Origin of the sequence: Marinithermus hydrothermalis DSM 14884 (assembly GCF_000195335.1) — a bacterium.
GTDB lineage: Bacteria > Deinococcota > Deinococci > Deinococcales > Marinithermaceae > Marinithermus > Marinithermus hydrothermalis.
The window spans coordinates 1,527,945-1,545,287 of sequence record NC_015387.1 but is presented as its reverse complement, the minus strand read 5'-3'; the positions used below and the strand labels follow the sequence as shown (position 1 = coordinate 1,545,287).

Annotated in this window: 20 protein-coding genes; 14 read left to right on the top strand and 6 right to left on the bottom strand. The window is 67.0% G+C overall.

Annotation, left to right across the window (positions count from 1 at the left end; all coding sequences use genetic code 11):
• Positions 1-414 carry an acyl-CoA thioesterase gene (locus MARKY_RS07700; protein WP_013704311.1) on the bottom strand — a complete coding sequence of 138 codons (414 nt, stop codon included), beginning with the start codon at positions 412-414 and terminating at the stop codon, positions 1-3.
• 54 nt (positions 415-468) lie between these two features.
• Between MARKY_RS07700 and MARKY_RS07695 the strand changes: the two genes are divergently transcribed.
• Positions 469-798, top strand: coding sequence for a histidine triad nucleotide-binding protein (locus MARKY_RS07695; RefSeq protein ID WP_013704310.1), 330 nt, complete (start codon positions 469-471; stop codon positions 796-798).
• 3 nt (positions 799-801) lie between these two features.
• Here MARKY_RS07695 and MARKY_RS07690 read toward each other — a convergent pair whose 3' ends face one another.
• Positions 802-1,233, bottom strand: a complete 432-nt coding sequence (locus MARKY_RS07690; RefSeq protein WP_013704309.1) for a bifunctional nuclease family protein — start codon at positions 1,231-1,233, stop codon at positions 802-804.
• Positions 1,234-1,269: 36 nt separating this feature from the next.
• Here MARKY_RS07690 and MARKY_RS07685 point away from each other — a divergent pair, with 36 nt between their 5' ends.
• Together MARKY_RS07685 and MARKY_RS07680 are read left to right on the top strand one after the other, a co-directional pair.
• The gene (locus MARKY_RS07685; RefSeq protein WP_148230415.1) at positions 1,270-1,812 is read left to right on the top strand and encodes a phosphoribosyltransferase family protein; all 543 of its coding nucleotides are present in this window, start codon (positions 1,270-1,272) and stop codon (positions 1,810-1,812) included.
• A gap of 8 nt (positions 1,813-1,820) precedes the next feature.
• On the top strand, positions 1,821-2,348 hold the full coding sequence (locus MARKY_RS07680) for a phosphoribosyltransferase family protein (protein WP_013704307.1): 528 nt from the start codon (positions 1,821-1,823) through the stop codon (positions 2,346-2,348).
• A 53-nt stretch (positions 2,349-2,401) separates the two neighbouring features.
• On the opposite strand, the gene mgtE is transcribed toward MARKY_RS07680, so the two are convergent.
• Complete coding sequence (gene mgtE / locus MARKY_RS07675) at positions 2,402-3,760, bottom strand: magnesium transporter (RefSeq protein WP_013704306.1); 1,359 nt, start codon at positions 3,758-3,760, stop codon at positions 2,402-2,404.
• A 324-nt stretch (positions 3,761-4,084) separates the two neighbouring features.
• Here mgtE and ffh point away from each other — a divergent pair, with 324 nt between their 5' ends.
• The 10 genes from ffh to MARKY_RS07625 all read left to right on the top strand — a co-directional run bounded on the left by ffh (position 4,085) and on the right by MARKY_RS07625 (position 11,864).
• Positions 4,085-5,383: a signal recognition particle protein gene (ffh, locus tag MARKY_RS07670; protein WP_013704305.1), complete on the top strand. Its 1,299-nt coding sequence runs from the start codon at positions 4,085-4,087 to the stop codon at positions 5,381-5,383.
• A 4-nt stretch (positions 5,384-5,387) separates the two neighbouring features.
• Positions 5,388-5,660, top strand: a complete 273-nt coding sequence (rpsP, locus tag MARKY_RS07665; protein WP_013704304.1) for a 30S ribosomal protein S16 — start codon at positions 5,388-5,390, stop codon at positions 5,658-5,660.
• Positions 5,657-5,875: a KH domain-containing protein gene (locus tag MARKY_RS07660; RefSeq protein ID WP_013704303.1), complete on the top strand. Its 219-nt coding sequence runs from the start codon at positions 5,657-5,659 to the stop codon at positions 5,873-5,875. The genes rpsP and MARKY_RS07660 overlap by 4 nt, the downstream gene beginning before the upstream one ends.
• Positions 5,872-6,354, top strand: coding sequence for a ribosome maturation factor RimM (gene rimM / locus MARKY_RS07655; protein ID WP_013704302.1), 483 nt, complete (start codon positions 5,872-5,874; stop codon positions 6,352-6,354). The genes MARKY_RS07660 and rimM overlap by 4 nt, the downstream gene beginning before the upstream one ends.
• A gap of 25 nt (positions 6,355-6,379) precedes the next feature.
• A complete protein-coding gene (trmD, locus tag MARKY_RS07650) occupies positions 6,380-7,123 on the top strand; it encodes a tRNA (guanosine(37)-N1)-methyltransferase TrmD (protein ID WP_041658351.1) in 744 nt (247 codons plus the stop codon).
• A gap of 78 nt (positions 7,124-7,201) precedes the next feature.
• Positions 7,202-7,615, top strand: a complete 414-nt coding sequence (gene rplS / locus MARKY_RS07645; RefSeq protein WP_041658350.1) for a 50S ribosomal protein L19 — start codon at positions 7,202-7,204, stop codon at positions 7,613-7,615.
• A gap of 173 nt (positions 7,616-7,788) precedes the next feature.
• Entirely contained in the window at positions 7,789-8,703 is a 915-nt protein-coding gene (locus MARKY_RS07640) for an ABC transporter substrate-binding protein (protein ID WP_013704299.1), read from the top strand.
• A 55-nt stretch (positions 8,704-8,758) separates the two neighbouring features.
• Positions 8,759-9,982 (top strand): ABC transporter permease, encoded by a 1,224-nt coding sequence (locus tag MARKY_RS07635; RefSeq protein WP_013704298.1) that lies wholly within the window; start codon positions 8,759-8,761, stop codon positions 9,980-9,982.
• A 2-nt stretch (positions 9,983-9,984) separates the two neighbouring features.
• On the top strand, positions 9,985-11,103 hold the full coding sequence (locus MARKY_RS07630) for a betaine/proline/choline family ABC transporter ATP-binding protein (RefSeq protein WP_041658348.1): 1,119 nt from the start codon (positions 9,985-9,987) through the stop codon (positions 11,101-11,103).
• Positions 11,100-11,864 (top strand): ABC transporter permease, encoded by a 765-nt coding sequence (locus MARKY_RS07625; RefSeq protein WP_013704296.1) that lies wholly within the window; start codon positions 11,100-11,102, stop codon positions 11,862-11,864. Before MARKY_RS07630 ends, MARKY_RS07625 begins: the two co-directional genes overlap by 4 nt.
• On the opposite strand, the gene MARKY_RS07620 is transcribed toward MARKY_RS07625, so the two are convergent.
• Entirely contained in the window at positions 11,861-12,478 is a 618-nt protein-coding gene (locus MARKY_RS07620; RefSeq protein WP_013704295.1) for a cyclase family protein, read from the bottom strand. The genes MARKY_RS07625 and MARKY_RS07620 overlap by 4 nt on opposite strands.
• 4 nt (positions 12,479-12,482) lie before the next feature.
• On the bottom strand, positions 12,483-15,575 hold the full coding sequence (gene carB / locus MARKY_RS07615; protein ID WP_013704294.1) for a carbamoyl-phosphate synthase large subunit: 3,093 nt from the start codon (positions 15,573-15,575) through the stop codon (positions 12,483-12,485).
• 163 nt (positions 15,576-15,738) lie between these two features.
• On the opposite strand from carB, the gene MARKY_RS07610 reads away from it, so the two are divergent.
• Positions 15,739-16,212: a ferritin gene (locus tag MARKY_RS07610; protein WP_013704293.1), complete on the top strand. Its 474-nt coding sequence runs from the start codon at positions 15,739-15,741 to the stop codon at positions 16,210-16,212.
• Between the two features lie 6 nt (positions 16,213-16,218).
• Here the strand turns inward: MARKY_RS07610 and dnaJ are convergent, their stop codons facing one another.
• Positions 16,219-17,304, bottom strand: coding sequence for a molecular chaperone DnaJ (dnaJ, locus tag MARKY_RS07605; protein WP_013704292.1), 1,086 nt, complete (start codon positions 17,302-17,304; stop codon positions 16,219-16,221).
• Positions 17,305-17,343 lie beyond the last annotated feature (39 nt).

Here is a 17,343-nt window from a genome sequence, read left to right as displayed (position 1 = left end):
CTACCTCCCCTGGACTGGGAGGCGTTCCAGGCGTTGAATGGCTTCCCGAACGGCGGTTGGGACGGGCGCGGGGCGGCCCGCTTCTAGCCACACCTGAACCGAGGTCGCGCGGGCGGCGAGCTCCTGGCCCGCGGCGATCCCGTACTCCATGCGGAAGCTCTTGTTGCCGATGCTCGTCACGCGCACACCCACCGCGACCTCCTCCCCAAGGAGGATGGGGCGCAGGTAATCGATCTCGATCCGCGCCACAACGATGCTGGGCCGGAGGGTATCCAGCTTGAGGCGATCCAGGTACTGGATGCGGGCGAGCTCGAGGTACGTGAGGTAGACCGCGTTGTTCACGTGCCCCAAGGAGTCCAGGTCGCGAAACCGCACTTGGATTGGGGTGACCACAGGATACGCGTCCAGCGACATACGCTTTGATTGTACCCGGTTGGTTGAAGGCGGACGCCTGCGTATATTGAGGGCATGGATTGCGTCTTCTGCCGTATCGTTCAGGGAGAGTTGCCCGCGGAGAAGGTGTATGAGGATGAGGCGTTCGTGGCGTTCCGGGATATTCGCCCGAAGGCGCCCGTGCACGTCCTGGTCGTGCCCAAGGCGCATGTGGCTCGGCTCAGCGACTACCCGGATACCGAGGATGGGGAAAGGGCGCTCGGGCAGCTGTTCCGCACTGCGAACCGCGTGGCCCGGGATGTGCTGAAGCTCGAAGGCTACCGCGTCCAGGTGAACGTGGGGGAGGCGGGCGGACAGGAGGTTTTCCACGTGCACGTGCACGTGCTCGGGGGGTGGCGCCGGTAAGCGTCACGCCTCGGGGGTACTGCCGTGCGGTTCGAACCGGCCCTCGTCGATGCTGGCTTCCTCGAGCACGTCCTCGTTCACCCAGATGGGGGCTTGGGCCCTTAGGGCGAGGGCTAGGCTGTCGGAGGGGCGGGCGTCGATCTCGTACTCGATCCCGCGATGTTCGATGATCAGCCGAGCGTAGAACGTTCCTTCTTTTAGCTCGGTGATCTCGACGCGTTTCAGCGTGGCGCCCAGCATCTCCATGACGGAGAGCATCAGGTCCGGGGTTAGGGGGCGTGGCGGTTTTTCGCCCCCAAGGGCGATGGCGATGTTTTGCGCTTCGAGCGGGCCGATCCAGATGGGGAGGAGCTTCCCGGTTTCCGCGCGTAGCAGGACCACGACGTTTCCGCTCGAGGCTTCCACGCCTAGGTTCTCGACTTTTGCCGTAACCATGGTTTCATTATAGGCAGCATGCGGTACACTGAAAGCATGAAGACTTACCCTGTGGACATCGCTGGGGTCCACCGCGAACTGCCGATCGTGCAGGTGGGCGAAGGTGTGGCTGTAGCCCTGCTGAACCTCCTGGGGGATACCGAACTGACGGAGGCGGTCGCGGCGGAGTTCGCGCGACGACTGCCAGAGGAGGTTGAGGTCTTGGTGACCCCCGAGGTGAAGGCCGTGCCGCTCGCGCACGCGCTTTCGGTGCGGACGGGCAAGCCGTACGTGGTCGCGCGGAAGACCGCGAAGCCGTACATGATCAACCCGGTCTCGCGGGAGGTGCTTTCGATCACGACGGGGAAGCCGCAACAGCTGGTGCTCGACGGGGCGGACATCGAACGGATTCGAGGCCGGAAGGTGGCCATCGTGGACGACGTGGTCTCGACGGGCAGCACCCTGAAGGGGCTGCGCGAGCTGATTGAGAGCGTGGGCGGGACCGTGATCGCGGTGTTGGCGGTGTTCACCGAGGGCACGCCGCGCGAGGACGTGATCTCCTTGGGGCACCTCCCCCTGTTTAAGACGGACGAGGCTTGAGGTGAAGCATGGACACCTACCCGATCACCATCGGTAACCTGACGCGGCGCGTGCCGCTGCACGAACCCTTCCCCGGCGTTCGGCTTCCGCTCATCGATTTCTTGGGGGATGTCGGACTCGCCAAGGCTTTAGCCGAAGCTTTGGTTAAGCACGTACCGGCCGAAACGGACGTGCTCGTCACCGCGGAGACCTCCTCGATCCCGCTGGTGCACGAGATGGCCGCCCTCCTTGGCAAGCCGTACGTGGTGGTGCGCAAGCGCCGCCGCCCGTACATGCACGACCCCTTGATCCAGGAGGTGGAGTCCTTAACCCTAGGGGCCAACGAGGTCCTTTGGCTGGACCGGCGTTACGTGGAGCGCTTGCTGAACCAGAAGGCTACCCTGGTGATCGACGTGGTGGCGAGCGGCGGCACGATGCACGCCCTCGAGCGGCTCGTGCACCGGGCGGGGGCCGAGGTTGTGGCGCGGCTCGCGGCGTTCCGGCAGGGTACCCCGAAGGTGGAGGTCGTAGCGCTCGAGGAACTCCCGGTGTTGTGATCCCGATCCTTGGAACGCGCACTTGCCCCCGGCGCAATGGCCGGGGGCGGCGGTTAGGAGAGGAGGAGGCGCGCGACGGAAAGGTAGATGAGTAGGCCGGAAACGTCGGAGACCGTTGCGATTAACGGGTTGGAGATCAGGGCGGGGTCCAGCTTCAAGGACCGCAGCACGAGGGGCAGCAGCGCGCCGGCCAGGTTCGCGACCACCACCAGGAGGAACAGGGAGAGGGCGACCACCGGTGTGATGGCAGCAAACCCGTCCACCGCGACCTTCACGGCGATGAAGGCGGAAAGCGTCAGCCCTAAAAGCGCGCCCACCCCCAGCTCCTTCAGGAGGATGCGGGGCCAGTCGGAAAGGTTGATGTCCCGTGTGGCGAGTGCCCGCACGATCAGGGTGGAGGACTGGTTCCCCGTATTCCCCCCGGTTCCGAGCAGCACGGGAATGTAAAAGGCGAGAGCCGTGGCCGCTTGGAGGACGCGCTCGAACCCAGCCAGGATGCTCGAGGTGAGCATCCCCGTGAGGATTAGCACGACAAGCCAGCGCACGCGCGCGCCCCACAGGTGCCACACGCTGGAGCGGCTGTAGACGAGCTCGGGGGCGTCCACGGCGCCTAGGCGGTGGATGTCCTCGGTGGCTTCCTCCTCGAGCACGTCCAGCACGTCGTCCACGGTGACGATGCCCACGAGGCGGCCGGCGTCGTCCACGACCGGGAGGACGCTGAAGTCGTAGTCGGCCATGAGGCGCGCGACCTCCTCCTGGTCGGTGTCGGTGGTGATGTGCACCACGTCCGGCCGCATGATCTCCTGGACGCGCGTGCGGGGGTCGGCCACGATCAGGTCACGGAGCGAGAGGACGCCCACCAGGCGCCGCTCATCATCGATCACGTAAAGGTAGTACACGGTTTCTGCGTCGGGAGCGGTACGGCGCAAAAAGCGCAGAACCTCCTCCACGGTCATGGAGGCCCGCACCGCGATGAACTCGGGGGTCATCAGCCCCCCGGCCTCGTCCTCCTCGTACTCGGAGAGGGCCTCGACCTCGGCGCGGGTTTCGGGCTCGAGGGAGGCGATCAGTTCCTGAGCGAGCTGGGGGTTTTGCTCCTGGAGGGCTTGTAGGGCGTCGGTCAGGTCGTCGGGGTCGAGGGCTTCTAAGAGCTCCTGCACCCGCCACGGGGGTAGGGTTTCCAAGAACTCCGCTTGGTCTGCGGCCTCGAGGTTCGCGAAGATCGCGGCGGCGTGGTCGGGGGGCAGGTGGGTGAGAAGGACGTACCGGTACTCGCCGGGCAGCTCTGCCCACCGATCGAGGATCTCCCGGGGATGGAGCGTTTGCGCGAGCGCCCGAACCTTGGGGATGTCGCCTTGTTCGAGAGCGGTTCGCAGGAGTTCGAAGAGGTTTTCACGCTCTAACGTCCGCATTGCCACCTCCGCACGTGAGCGGAGGGGTCCCGTGGCGGGTTACGGTTTGGGGGGTTAGCCGGCGCTTTGCACGGGGGTAGGCGCCGGGCCCCAGGGAATCTTGCGTCTTCGACTCGAACCTTCCACGGCACCACCTCCGGGCAAAGCCCAAGGCCCAGTTTAGCATGCAGGGGGTGTGAAGCAGAACTAAACAGGGGAAATCGCCCTTGCGTATGGGGGAGGTTGGGGAAATGCCTCGCTTAAAATATAAGAAAAATTGCGGTTGACACGCTCAAATAGGGCGCGCTATCCTAGCGTGTGGCCTTGAGGGGCCAGGGGTGAGGCATGTTCGAGAACCTAAGCCGAAGACTGCGCGAGAGTCTGGACAAGCTGCGAGGCCGTGGCCGGATCACCGAAGCGGACCTCAAGCAGGTCATGCGCGAGATCCGCATGAGCCTCCTCGAGGCCGACGTGAACTTCGAGGTCGCCAAGGCCTTCGTGGCTCGGGTTCAGGAGAAGGCGATCGGCCAAAAGGTGCTGGAAAGCCTTACCCCGGCGGAGCAGGTCTACACCATCGTGTACAACGAGCTCACGGACCTCTTGGGCGGCAAGGCCGTGCAGCCCGAGCTGCGCCACGAGGGAAACCTGTGGTTCCTGGTGGGCCTGCAGGGCTCGGGTAAAACCACCACCGCGGGGAAGCTCGCGCGTTACTACAAGAGCAAGGGGCGCCGCCCGCTCCTGGTCGCGGCGGACACCCAGCGGCCCGCGGCCCGCGAACAGCTCCGGATCCTCGGCGAACGGGTCGGGGTGCCGGTGCTCGAGGTCGCGGACAACGAGCCGCCCGAGGTGACCGCTCAGCGCCTCAAAGACCACCTCAAGACGGACTACCGCGACCTCGTCATCGTGGACACCGCAGGGCGCCTTCAGATCGACGAGCCGCTCATGGAGGCCCTGGCGCGCCAGAAGGCGGTGCTCAACCCCACCGAGACCCTCTTGGTGGTGGACGCGATGACCGGTCAGGAGGCGCTCGGCGTCTCCAAGACCTTCGACGAGCGCATCGGCGTCACGGGCCTTGTCCTCACCAAGCTCGACGGCGACGCCCGAGGCGGGGCGGCCTTGAGCGCGCGCTTCGTCACCGGAAAACCCATCTACTTCGCGGGAACCTCGGAGAAGCTCGAGGGCCTCGAGCCCTTCTACCCGGACCGGCTCGCGCAGCGCATCCTGGGCATGGGGGATATCCAGACCCTGCTGGAAAAGGCCCAGGAGGCCGAGCTGGAAGCGCCGGAGAAGGCCCCCCACGAGTTCGACCTGAACGACCTCTTGAACCAGATGCGCCAGGTGCGCAAGATGGGCTCGTTGGGGGATCTGTTGAAGATGATCCCGGGGGTGTCCCGCATGCTGCCGCCGGAGTTTTCGGTGGACGAGCGCGCGTTCAAGCGCGTGGAGGCGATCATCCTCTCCATGACGCCCGCGGAGCGCCGCAACCCCAAGATCCTCAACGCCTCCCGCCGGCGCCGCATCGCGCGCGGCAGCGGGACGAGCGTTCAGGAGATCAACCGGCTCATCAAGACCTTCGAGGAAACGAAGGCCATGATGAAGACCCTGCAGAAGACCCAGCGCCGCAGGGGATGGTTTAGGAGGTAAGAACATGGTTAAGATTCGTCTGGCTCGCTTTGGTTCGAAGTTCAACCCGCACTACCGCATCGTGGTCGCCGACGCGCGCCGCAAGCGCGACGGGAAGTACATCGAGAAGATCGGGTACTACGACCCGCGGAAGACCACGCCCAACTGGTACAAGGTGGATGTGGAGCGGGCCCGCTACTGGCTGAGCGTCGGCGCGCAGCCGACCGACACCGCCCGCCGCATCCTGCGGATGGCCGGCGTCTTCAAGAAGGACGAGCCCAAACCCGAGAGCGAATGAGGGAAGTCGTCGAGTACCTCGCCAAAGCCGTGGTGGACACCCCGGGTGCCGTGCGGGTCACGGAAAAGCGCGGCCCCCGTGGGACCGTCTACTACGTGGAGGTCGCCCCCGAGGAGAAGGGACGCCTGATCGGGCGCAAGGGGCGGGTGATCGAGAGCATCCGCACCATCGTGCGGGCTTTCGCCCGCGGCCGCGCGTCGGTCGAGGTGCGATGAGCCGCATCCTGATTGGTCGGCTCGGGAAGCCCTACGCCCTCTCGGGCGGGATCCGGTTCCGCACCGAGGGGGAGGTAGGGCTTTTGGAGCACCTGGACCGCGTCTGGATCGAGGGCAAAGGGTACCGCTCGATCGAGGGAGTGGAGGAGGTGGGCGGCGACCTCATCCTGTACCTCGCGGGCGTTACGAACCGCACGCTCGCGGAGGAGCTGGTGGGTCTCGCGGTGTACGCGGACGAGGCAGCCCTCCCGCCGTTGGAGGAGGGGGTGTACTACTACTTCCAGCTGGTGGGGCGGCGGGTCTTCGTGCGCGGCGAAGCTTTTGGTGAGGTTGCGGAGGTCCGGGACACGGGTGCGCAGGACGTGCTCGTGATCCGCAAGGGCCTTCGCGAGTACCTGGTGCCGCTCCAGGCCCCTTATGTCGAGGTGCGGGCGGACGGGATTCACGTCGACCCGATCCCCGGCCTTTTAGAGGAGTGACCGCCGAACGCGCGGGTTCGCCATGCTGCGCTACACCATCCTCACCCTGTTTCCCGGCTTGGTGCGCCCCTGGACCGAGGAGGCCCTGATCGCCAAGGCCATCCGCCGCGGCCTGATCCGGGTGGACGTACGCGACATCCGCGAGTACACCACGGACAAGCACCGCCAGGTGGACGATTACCCGTACGGGGGCGGCGCGGGGATGGTGATGCGCGTGGACGTGGTCGTCCGGGCGATCGAGGCCGCGTTGCCCGCCGACGAGGTCATCCTCTTGAGTCCCGCAGGCGATCCCTTCACCCAACGGATGGCCGAGGAGCTCAGCCAAAAACAACACCTCGTCCTCCTCGCCGGCCGGTACGAGGGGATCGACGCGCGGGTGGAGCACTTCGTGACGCGGGAGGTGTCCATCGGGGACTACGTTTTGATGGGGGGGGAGGTCGCGGCCCTCGCGATCCTCGAGGCCACCGCGCGGCTCGTGCCGGGGGTGTTGGGGGACCCGGAGAGCCACCAGAAGGACTCGTTCTCCTGGGGGTTACTCGACTACCCCCAGTACACCCGCCCCCCCGAGTTCCGCGGACTAGAGGTGCCGGAGGTCCTCACGAGCGGCCACCACGCACGGATCGAGCGCTGGCGGCGCGAGCGCGCCCTCGAACGCACCCTAAAGCGCCGGCCGGACCTGCTCAAGCGCGCACCGCTCACCGCGGAGGACCTCGAGTTCCTAGCGCGGTTTGACGCGGCCGAAGGGGGCGACTATACTGACGAAGGTTAGCGTGGCCGGCACTGGCTGGCACGTTGTGAGCATCCATGAGCCTTCTCGGCTCCGCTGGAAAGGAGAAACGCGATGAAGCTGAACCGAGGTGCCCTGCTCAAAATCGTAGAACAGCCCTACGTCCGTAACGACCTTCCGGAGTTCCGCGTGGGGGATACCCTGCGGGTGCACTACCGGGTGGTGGAGGGGAACCGCCAGCGCATCCAGGCTTTCGAAGGGGTGGTCATCAAGATCAAGCGCAACGGTTTGAACACCTCCTTCACCGTGCGCAAGATCTCCCACGGGGAAGGTGTGGAGCGCATCTTCCCGCTCCACTCGCCCTTGATCGACCGCATCGACGTGCTAGCCCGCGGTAAGGTGCGCCGGGCGAAGCTCTACTACCTGCGCGAGCGCCGGGGCAAAGCCGCCCGCATCAAGCAGGACCGCAAGCGCACCAACCGCGACGCGCAGGCGTACGCCGCGGCCAAGCAGAAGAAGGAACAGGCGGAGTAAGCGCACGCCGTGCCCAACCCGCACCCGACCATGGTCGGGGGCGGGTTGTAGTGTAATCTCGTGAACATACCTGGGCGGACTGAATGTTACAGTGAGTTCGTACAGTACGGAAGCAGCCCGTAAAACGCTGCCGATGGCGGTCGTAGGGGATAGGGTTGCTTGGAGGTATGCGCATGAGGAAGACCATCGGCTTGTTGCTACTTGGTTTTATGCTAGGCGCGGCGCTCGCGCAAAAGGGCACCGTCACCATTGGCTCCAAGAACTTCACGGAGCAATTCATCCTCGGGGAGATGATGGCCCAGGCCCTCGAGGCCCAGGGCTTTAAGGTCAACCGCAAGTTCGGGCTGGGCGGCAGCACCGTCGCGCGCGAGGCCCTCGAGGCCGGGGAGCTGGACATGTACCCCGAGTACACGGGCACCGCGATCACCGTCTTTTTCTCGAAGAATGCGGAGCTCCAGGCGCTCGCGCACGACGCCGAGAAGGGGTACGAGCTTTTGAAGCAGGTGGACGCGGAGGAGAACAACCTGCACTGGCTCTGCCCGGCTCCGGCGAACAACACCTGGGCGCTCGCGGTGCGGCGGGATTTTGCGGAGGCGAACAACGTGTTCACGCACGAGGACCTGGCCCGCTACCTCGCGGAGGGCGGGCAGGTGACCCTCGCGGCCAACCCGGAGTTCGTGAACCGCTCGGACGCCCTGGAGGCCTTCGAGCGCACCTACGGGTACAAGATCCCCCGCGAGAACGTGCGCGTTCTGGGGCAGGGCTCCTACGTGACCGCACAGGCCGTGGCGAACCGTGCAGGGGGCGTGAACCTGGGTGTGGTGTACGGGACGGACGGCACGATCGGGGCGTTCGACCTGGTGGTGCTTAAGGACACCAAGGGCGCGCAGGTCGTCTTCCGCCCCACGCCGGTCGTGCGGGGGGAACTACTCGAGCAGCACCCCGAGATCGAGGCGCTCCTCTGCCGGATCTTCAAGACCCTGGACGACGCAACCCTCGCGCGCCTGAACGGCCGCGTGGATGTGGACGGGGAACGCCCTGAGGACGTGGCCCGCGACTACCTGAAGGAACTGGGCATCCTGAACTAACCTCGAGCTCAAAGCCGGGCCGCGAAGGCCCGGCCGTTTTTCTTGGGGGAGGCCCATGGAGCGTACCGTCAGCCGGGTCGGGGTGCTGGGGAGCCTGCTCGCGCTCGCCGCGATGCTGGCCCTGCCGTGGTTCATCAGCGCGCCGAACCCGATCGCGCTGGGCTCCAAGTTCAACACGACCTTCATCCACCTCCTCGCGCTGGCCGCGGTGTGGCCGGGCGCGTACCTGATCCCGCTGGTGGTGGGGGTGAGCCTCGCCCTGAGCGTGGGGGCGCCCTTCCGCTACCAGGGGTGGGGGCTCGCCCTAAGCGCAGGGGTGGGGCTGCTCTTTGTGTACTTCTTGAGCGAAACCCTGATCGCCGCGGGCCGCGCGGAGGGGTTGATCGCGCGGGTGGCGTTATGGAGCAGCGGCGCGTGGCTGAGCCTGGTGGGGTTCGGCCTGGTCTTCTCCGCGGGTGTGCTCCTCCTGCGCCGGCAAGGGTACCCGCGCAGCCTGGTGACTGCGGTGACCTGGTTGCCAGGGCTGGTGGTGCTGGGGCACATCCTGTACGGCGTGGTTGCGGGAGGTGCGGAGAACCTGCTCGTCCTCGAGTTCCAGCGCGAGATCCGCCGGGGCCAGCTGCAGATCCACCTCCTCGAGCACCTCCTACTGACCGGGTTCGCGTTGGCCTTCGCGGTAGGGATCGGGGTGCCCCTCGGGATCTGGGGCAGTTACCGCGAGCGGGTGGCTTTGGTGAGTCTGTGGGTCGCGGGTGTGATCTTCACGATTCCCTCCATCGCGTTGTTTGCGATGCTGCTAGACCCGCTTGCGGCCCTCAGCCGGGCCTACCCCGCGCTGCGGAGCGTGGGGATCTCAGGGCTCGGCGCGGCCCCCGCGATCACCGCGTTGACCTTGTACGCGTTGCTGCCCGTTATTCGCAACACCTACGTGGGATTGAAGAGCGTCCCCGAGGCGCAGGTGGACGCGGCTCGAGGCATGGGCATGACCACCCGCCAGATCCTCTGGCGGGTCCAGCTGCCCCGCGCGGTTCCGGTCATCATGGCGGGAGTGCGCAACGCCGCGGTGCTTACGGTGGGCATCGCGACCATCGCGCAGCTCATCGGGGCGGGCGGACTGGGGTTTTACATCTTCACGGGCATCGCGCGGGTCAGCCTGGTGCAGATCCTTTTGGGCACGATTCCCGCAGTGTTGCTCGCGTTTAGCGTGGACGGGGTGTTGCAGCTTGTGCAGCGCTTGTTAACCTCGCCTGGACTGCGTTTGGGGGAGGAAGCCGCGTGAGCATGATTCAACTCGAGAACCTCACCAAGCGGTACGGGACGCACGTGGCGGTGGATGGCGTCACGCTTTCCATCGCGGCTGGGGAGACCTGCGTCTTGATCGGGCCGTCGGGGTGCGGCAAGACCACCACGCTCCGCATGATCAACCGTTTGGTGGAGCCCACCGAGGGGCGGGTGCTCATCGAGGGGAAGGACACCCGCTCGATGCGTCCCGAGGAACTCCGGCGCAAGATGGGGTACGTGATTCAAAGCGTCGGCCTGTTTGACCACATGACGATCGCGCAGAACGTGGGGGTCGTGCCCCGGCTTCTGGGGTGGCCCAAGGAGCGCATCGCCGCGCGGGTGGACGAACTCCTCGCGCTCGTGGGCCTCGAGCCCCGTGCCTTTCGCGACAAGTACCCCCGGCAGCTTTCCGGGGGCCAGCAGCAGCGCGTGGGGGTGGCGCGCGCGCTTGCGGCGGACCCGCCGATCCTCCTTATGGATGAGCCCTTTGGCGCGCTCGACCCCATCACGCGCGAACGGCTTCAGGACGAGCTGCTGGGTATCCAAAGCGCGCTCAAGAAGACCATCGTGTTCGTAACGCACGACATCGACGAGGCCATCAAGCTGGGGGACCGCATCGCGATCCTCAAGGACGGTAAGCTGATCCAGTACGACACCCCCGCGGCCATCCTCAAGCGGCCCGCTAACGCTTTTGTGCGCGACTTCGTCGGCGCGGACCGCGCGCTGAAGTCCCTGGGCTTGCTGCGCGTACAGGACGTGATGGAGCCCAACCCGCCGCAGGTGGGGCCGGACGCGTCCTTGGACGAGGTGCGGGAGTTGATGCAGCGCTATGCGGTGCGTCGAGTGTTCGTGGCGGAGGGCCGGCGGCTCGTGGGGTGGGTGGACCGGGAGGACCTGGAGCGCAACGAATCCATCCGCACGCTCCTGGCGCGGCGGGACGCTGGGACCATCGCGGTGCCGCACCACACGACGGTGCGCGAGGCGTTGTCGGTCATGATCGCGACCGGGTTCCGCATCGTGGCGGTGGTGCGCGGCCGGGATGAGCTCGTGGGGTGGGTGCCGCGGGCCAAGCTGATCCGGCTGTTGGAGGACCTCGAGGCGGGGGAGGTCGCGTCTTGAGGCTGTTGGGTCCCGTACTGCAGGCGTTGCTTTCCCTGGGATTGCTGATCGGGTTTTTCAGCCTGGACGAGCTGCACGCCCGCGTAATGCTCGCGATCTGGCCCGAGTACGCGGACGACATCCCCTACCCAGGCGGGGACATGCTCCGGCTCGGGCTGCGCACCATCGAGCTCGTCCTGATCTCCTCGGGGATCTCGGTGCTGATCGCGGTGCCGCTCGGGATCCTCGCGACGCGCCCCGCGTACCGCGAGGAGTTCGCCCCGATCGTGAGCGGCCTCGCCAATGCCGGGCAGACGGTGCCGTCGCTCGCGGTGATCGCGATCGCCTTTCCCGTGCTGGGGTTCGGGGTCTGGCCGACCATCGTGGCCCTCGTGATCAACGGCCTGCTCCCCATCGTACGGAACACCATCGCGGGCCTCGAGAGCGTGGACCGCGCCCAGCTCGACGCGGGGCTCGGGATGGGTATGACGCCCCGGCAGCTGCTTTGGCAGGTGGAGCTGCCCCACGCGGTACCGGTCATTCTGGCCGGGATCCGTACCTCGGTGGTGCTGAACGTGGGCACCGCGGTGCTGGGGGGGCTCGTAGGGGCCGGGGGGCTGGGGGAGCCGATCGTGAACGGCATCCAGCTCCGCATTCCCCCGCACGTCTGGTTCGGCGCGGTGCCGACCGCACTGCTCGCGGTGATCGCGGACTACTTTCTGGGGCAGGTGGAGCGCGTCCTGACCCCGGCCGGATTGCTGCTCGAGCGGGAGCGTGACTAGCGCAGAATGGCCCGCACCGGAGCGGCGTCCGCCGTGGGCAGGGGAAGCGGCAGGCACACGAGCTCGTACCGTCCCGCCGGTACGCCCTTTAGGACCAGCCCCTCGAGGATGAACACGCCGGCCTCGGCGCACGCCCGGTGCACGGGCAGCGCTGCGTCCTCGAAGCGGTCCACGCTGGGCGCGTCGGTGCCCACAAGCCGGACCCCCCGCCGCGCGAGCGCATGCACGAGCGCGGGGCTCAGGCCGGTGAACGCGGTAGGGAAGCGCATCCAGCGGTTCGGCTGCCCGGTGAAAAACAGCACCCGCTCGGGAAGGGCCTCGAGCCCCTCGAGGACCTCCGGCCCAAGGCGTTCGCGGCCCGGCGCGTGGATCACGAGGGCAGGGCCCATCAAAACCTCGAGGGGCACCTCCCCGAGCCGGATTCCCGCCGGGTCGTAGTGGAAGGGGGCGTCCAGGTGGGTGCCCAGGTGCGTGGTGCTGGAGAACCGCATCACGTTCGCGGGTTGCCCATCGCGCATGCTGGCGGTGAGCTCGAGGGCAAAAGGCGCATCCCCCGGCCAGACGGGGTGGCCGGGGTACAGAGCGCGGGTGATGTCGATCAGGCGGGGTGGCATGGGGTTACCCTCGGGTTGGGGCGGCGTGCCAGTCCTGTAGCGCGCGGGGCTCGAGGCCGTGCTCGCGGGCGCGCAGGATGGCCTCGAGGCTCCACCGGGCGGCCTCGGGCGTAGTGATGAAGGGCGTGCCCAACTCCACGGCGCGGCGCAGCTCGGGGTCGGGGACGGTGCAGATGAGGAGGTCGTACGCCTCGTCGGAGATCCGGAACCCGGCCTGCTGGTAGGCGGCCTTGAGGGCTTCCAGCCCCTCGCCGATGAACCGCACCCGGCCCTCGAGGGGCAGGGCCTGCCCCGCTCCCACCTGGGCGCGGTAGTAGGCCCGGTACGGGTCGGTGTCGATCCCCATGCTTTCCCCTGTGGAGCGCATCTCCGGCCCCAGGACCGGGATCACGCCGGGGAACTTGAGCCAGGGGATCACCACCTCCTTCACCGCGTAGAGGCGCGGGCTGGGATCCTCGGTGAACCCGAGCTCCTCGAGGGTCTTGCCCACCGCGATGAGCGCGGCGTACTTCGCGAGAGGGTGCCCGATCGCCTTGGAGACGAAGGGCACGGTGCGCGAGGCGCGCGGGTTGGCCTCGAGGACGTAGACGGTGTCGTCCTTGACGGCGTACTGCACGTTCAAGAGCCCCCGCACGCCGAGGGCTTGGGCGAGGCGGCGGGTGTAGTCCTTGACGGTCTCGAGGAGTTGCGGTGTGAGGCTTGTGGGGGGGAGGAGGGTGGCGGAGTCGCCCGAGTGCACCCCGGCCCGCTCCACGTGCTCCATGATCCCGGCCACCACCACGCGCTCGCCGTCCGCGATCGCGTCCACGTCGAGCTCGAGAGCGCCCTCGAGGTACTGGTCTAGGAGGATCGAGGGTTTTTCCGCGAGCGCGCCGTACACCTCCGCGAGGTAGCGGCGCAATTCCTCGGGGGTGCGCACCACCTGCATGGCCCGGCCGCCCAGGACGTAGCTCGGCCGCACCATCAGGGGGTAGCCGAGGGTTTCCGCGAGCTCTTGGGCGTGCAGCGGGTCCCGGGCGACGGCCCCCTTGGGCTGGGGGATGCCGAGGGATTGGGTGAGGCGGTTGAAGGCCTCGCGTTCCTCCGCGGTGTGGATCGCCTCGGGGGGGGTGCCGAGGATGGGCACGCCAGCCTCGGCGAGCCGTTTCGCGAGCTTGAGGGGGGTCTGCCCGCCGAGGGAGAGGATGACGCCCACGGGGGTTTCGTGCTCCACCAGGTTCAGCACGTCCTCGAAGGTGAGGGGCTCGAAGTAGAGGCGGTCCGCGGTGTCGTAGTCGGTGGAGACGGTCTCGGGGTTCGAGTTCACCATGATGGTCTCGAACCCGGCCTCCTGGAGCGCCCAGACGGCGTGGACCGTGGCGTAGTCGAACTCCACCCCCTGGCCGATCCGGATGGGGCCGGAGCCCAGGATGACGACCTTGGGTTTACTGGAAGGGGCGACCTCGTCCTCCTCCTCGTAGGTGGAGTAGTGGTACGGCGTGTACGCCTCGAACTCCGCGGCGCAGGTGTCCACGGTCTTGTAGACCGGCACCACGCCCAGTTGCTTGCGCCGCGCGCGGAGTTCGAGCTCGCTCGTTTGGGCGAGCTCGGCGAGGCGGCGGTCGGAGAGGCCCACCTGCTTGAGCTCGTGGAAGTCCTCGGGTGTCCAGTCCTCGATCGGGCCGAGGGATTTCGCGTAGGCTTCGGCCTCCACGATCTCAGCGAGCTGGTGGAGGAACCAGGGATCGATGTGCGTGCGTTCGTGGAGTTCCTCCACGCGCATGCCGCGCCGCAGGAGCTCCATCACCGCGTGGATCCGCCGGGGGTTGGGGTAGAGGAGGCCCTCCAGCTCGGCGGTGGGAAGGTCGCCCACCTCGTAGCGCACGTCGCCCTCGAGGCCCCGGAGGGCCTTCATGAAGGCCTCCTTGAAGCTGCGCCCGATCGCCATGACCTCGCCCACGGACTTCATCTGCGTGCCCAGCGCGTCCGAGAGGGCGCCTTGGGTGTTGGGGAGGGGCTGGAATTTCTCGAAGGCGAAGCGGGGGATCTTGACCACCACGTAGTCGATGGTGGGTTCGAAGGAGGCCGGGGTTTTGCGGGTGATGTCGTTTGGGAGCTCGTCGAGCCGGTACCCGACCGCGAGGAGCGCGGCGATCTTGGCGATGGGGTACCCGGTGGCTTTGGAGGCGAGCGCCGAGGAGCGGGAGACGCGGGGGTTCATCTCGATCACGACCATGCGGCCGGTCTTGGGGTCCACAGCGAACTGGATGTTCGAGCCGCCGGTGTCCACCCCGATCTCCCGGATGATCGCCCGAGCGGCGTCCCGCATGCGTTGGTACTCGACGTCGGTCAGCGTCTGCGCCGGAGCTACGGTGATCGAGTCCCCGGTGTGGACCCCCATGGGGTCGAGGTTCTCGATCGAGGTGATGATCACCACGGTGTCCGCGTGGTCGCGCATCACCTCGAGCTCGTACTCCTTCCACCCGAGGATGGACTCCTCCACGAGCGCGGTGTGCACCGGGCTTTGCTGCAGGCCGGCGGTGAGCACCCGGATGAACTCCTCCTCGCTGTGGGCGAATCCGCCGCCGGTGCCGCCCAGGGTGAACGAGGGGCGCACCACGACCGGGTACCCCACCTCGCGGGCGAAGGCCAGGCCTTCCTCGAGGCTGTGCACCATCTTGCCTCGGGGGACCTCCACGCCGATCTTGCGCATCGCGGCTTGGAAGGCCTCCCGGTCCTCGCCTTTTTTGATGGCCTCGTGGTTCGCCCCGATGAGCTCGACCCCGTAACGCTCGAGCACCCCGGCCTCCCAGAGGGCGGTGGCGAGGTTGAGGGCGGTCTGGCCGCCCAGGGTGGGCAGCAGAGCGTCGGGGCGTTCCTTGGCGATGATGCGTTCGATGAACTCCGGGGTGAGGGGTTCGATGTAGGTGGCCTCCGCGAGCTCGGGGTCGGTCATGATCGTGGCTGGGTTGGAGTTGACGAGGACCACCTGGTACCCCGCGTTGCGGAGGGCCTTGACGGCTTGGGTGCCGGAGTAATCGAACTCGGCCGCTTGGCCGATGGTGATGGGTCCGCTGCCGATGATCAGGATCTTTTTCAGGTCTTTGCGTGGCGGCATACTCCTCCCTAGGCGAGGGGTAGGCGAGTTGTACCCGGGGCTTTAGCATACCATGGCGGCCCCTTGGAGGAGCTTAACGCATGAACATGCACGAATCAAGCATAACTTATCAATTGAGGTAGGGGCTGCACCGGCCTCGCTATAATGAAAATGGAGGTCGCATATGATCAGCGAAAAACTACGAGAAATGCTGGTGGACCAGATCGGCGCGGAGCACACAGCCGCCCAGCGCTACCTGGCCATGGCCGCTTACTTCGCGCGCCAAGGCCTCGACGGTTGGGCCGCGTTCTTCTTCCGCCAGTCGGAGGAAGAGCGCGAACACGCCATGCGGATCGTGCGCTTCTTGCTCGACGTGGGGGCGGACCTCACCTTCCCCGCAGTGCCCGAGGCCCAACCCCGGTTCGCCTCCGCCCTCGAGGCCGTCCAGAAAGCCCTCGCCTGGGAGCAGGAGGTGACCCGTTCCTTCCACCGCATGGCCGAGACCGCCCTCGCGGAGAAGGACTACACCACCTTCCAGTTCCTCCAGTGGTTCATCGAGGAGCAGGTCGAGGAAGAAGCCACGATGGGCAAGCTCGTCCAGATCGTGGAAAGCGGCGTGAACCTCTTCCAGGCCCAGGCCGCCCTGCCCTCGGAGTGAACCGCGCTATTTAAAGACCTTCTTGACCTTGTCCCAAAACCCCTCGGTGTGCACGGCCTCGCCCACCTCCTCGGCGTAGGCGCGGAGCAGGTCCCGCGCCTTCGCCGAGAGCTTCTTAGGCACGACGAGCTCGGTCACCACAAGCAGGCTTCCCTTTTGCGCCCCGTTCGGGTGCGGCAGGCCGTACCCCTCGAGCTCGAACACCTCGCCGTGCCCGGTCCCGGGGGGCACCTCCAGGGGCACCGGCCCCTCCAGGGTGGGCACCTCCACCTTCGCGCCCAGCGCGGCCTGCGCCAACCCCAGCCGCAGGCAGTACACCAGGTTCTGGCCGTCGCGCTCGAGCTCAGGGTGCGGCTGCACCTGCACGCGCACGAATAAGTCCCCCGCCCCACCGGGGCCGTGGTTGCCCATGCCGGCCACGCGCAACAGATGGCCCTCGTCCATGCCGGCGGGCAGGTTCACGGAGATACGCTCCTCTTTGCGCGTGCGCCCCCGGCCTTGGCAAGCGTCGCACGCCTCCACGAGAATGAACCCCCGCCCTTTGCACTGCGGGCAAGGGGTTTGGGTAACCATCGTGCCGAAAAGGCTCTGCCGGTACGCCTCCACGCGCCCCGAGCCACGGCACGAGGGACAGGTGCGGCGTTCTCCCCCCTCCCCTCGGCAGGCCTCGCACATCACCAGCCGCTCGTACCGCACCTCGACCTCGCCGCCTTGGTAGACCGTCTTGAGGTCTACCGGGACGCTGACCTCGAGGTCCTCCCCGCGCGCGGGCCGCGTTCGGGCGGCGCCCCGACCACCGAAGGAAACCCCGAACATCTCCTCGAAGAGGTTGAAAAGGTCGTTGAAGGGGATGTCCTGGTACTCCCGTCCCGCACCAGGGTAGGTGGTGCCGAACCGATCGTACTGCGCGCGTTTTTCCGGGTCGGAAAGGACCGAGTAGGCCTCGTTGATCTCCTTAAAGCGCTCCTCGGCCTCCTTGTCGCCGGGGTTTTTGTCCGGGTGGTACTTCAGGGCGAGCTTCCGGTAGGCCCGCTTGATCTCGTCCTGGGAGGCGTCCCTGGACACGCCGAGGATGGCGTAGTAGTCCTTCATCCCTACCAGGTTAGCAGATCCGCCCTCCGGGTATTGAGC

Excerpts from the sequence above, each read along its gene's own strand:
- MARKY_RS07635 (WP_013704298.1), top strand. The coding sequence starts at position 8,759 with ATGGAGCGTACCGTCAGCCGGGTCGGGGTGCTGGGGAGCCTGCTCGCG.
- MARKY_RS07620 (WP_013704295.1), bottom strand. The coding sequence starts at position 12,478 with ATGCCACCCCGCCTGATCGACATCACCCGCGCTCTGTACCCCGGCCAC.
- MARKY_RS07630 (WP_041658348.1), top strand. The coding sequence starts at position 9,985 with ATGATTCAACTCGAGAACCTCACCAAGCGGTACGGGACGCACGTGGCG.
- MARKY_RS07610 (WP_013704293.1), top strand. The coding sequence starts at position 15,739 with ATGATCAGCGAAAAACTACGAGAAATGCTGGTGGACCAGATCGGCGCG.
- dnaJ (WP_013704292.1), bottom strand. The coding sequence starts at position 17,304 with ATGAAGGACTACTACGCCATCCTCGGCGTGTCCAGGGACGCCTCCCAG.
- MARKY_RS07660 (WP_013704303.1), top strand. The coding sequence starts at position 5,657 with ATGAGGGAAGTCGTCGAGTACCTCGCCAAAGCCGTGGTGGACACCCCG.
- MARKY_RS07685 (WP_148230415.1), top strand. The coding sequence starts at position 1,270 with ATGAAGACTTACCCTGTGGACATCGCTGGGGTCCACCGCGAACTGCCG.
- carB (WP_013704294.1), bottom strand. The coding sequence starts at position 15,575 with ATGCCGCCACGCAAAGACCTGAAAAAGATCCTGATCATCGGCAGCGGA.
- mgtE (WP_013704306.1), bottom strand. The coding sequence starts at position 3,760 with ATGCGGACGTTAGAGCGTGAAAACCTCTTCGAACTCCTGCGAACCGCT.
- MARKY_RS07700 (WP_013704311.1), bottom strand. The coding sequence starts at position 414 with ATGTCGCTGGACGCGTATCCTGTGGTCACCCCAATCCAAGTGCGGTTT.
- MARKY_RS07690 (WP_013704309.1), bottom strand. The coding sequence starts at position 1,233 with ATGGTTACGGCAAAAGTCGAGAACCTAGGCGTGGAAGCCTCGAGCGGA.
- MARKY_RS07695 (WP_013704310.1), top strand. The coding sequence starts at position 469 with ATGGATTGCGTCTTCTGCCGTATCGTTCAGGGAGAGTTGCCCGCGGAG.
- MARKY_RS07640 (WP_013704299.1), top strand. The coding sequence starts at position 7,789 with ATGAGGAAGACCATCGGCTTGTTGCTACTTGGTTTTATGCTAGGCGCG.
- rimM (WP_013704302.1), top strand. The coding sequence starts at position 5,872 with ATGAGCCGCATCCTGATTGGTCGGCTCGGGAAGCCCTACGCCCTCTCG.
- ffh (WP_013704305.1), top strand. The coding sequence starts at position 4,085 with ATGTTCGAGAACCTAAGCCGAAGACTGCGCGAGAGTCTGGACAAGCTG.
- rpsP (WP_013704304.1), top strand. The coding sequence starts at position 5,388 with ATGGTTAAGATTCGTCTGGCTCGCTTTGGTTCGAAGTTCAACCCGCAC.
- MARKY_RS07680 (WP_013704307.1), top strand. The coding sequence starts at position 1,821 with ATGGACACCTACCCGATCACCATCGGTAACCTGACGCGGCGCGTGCCG.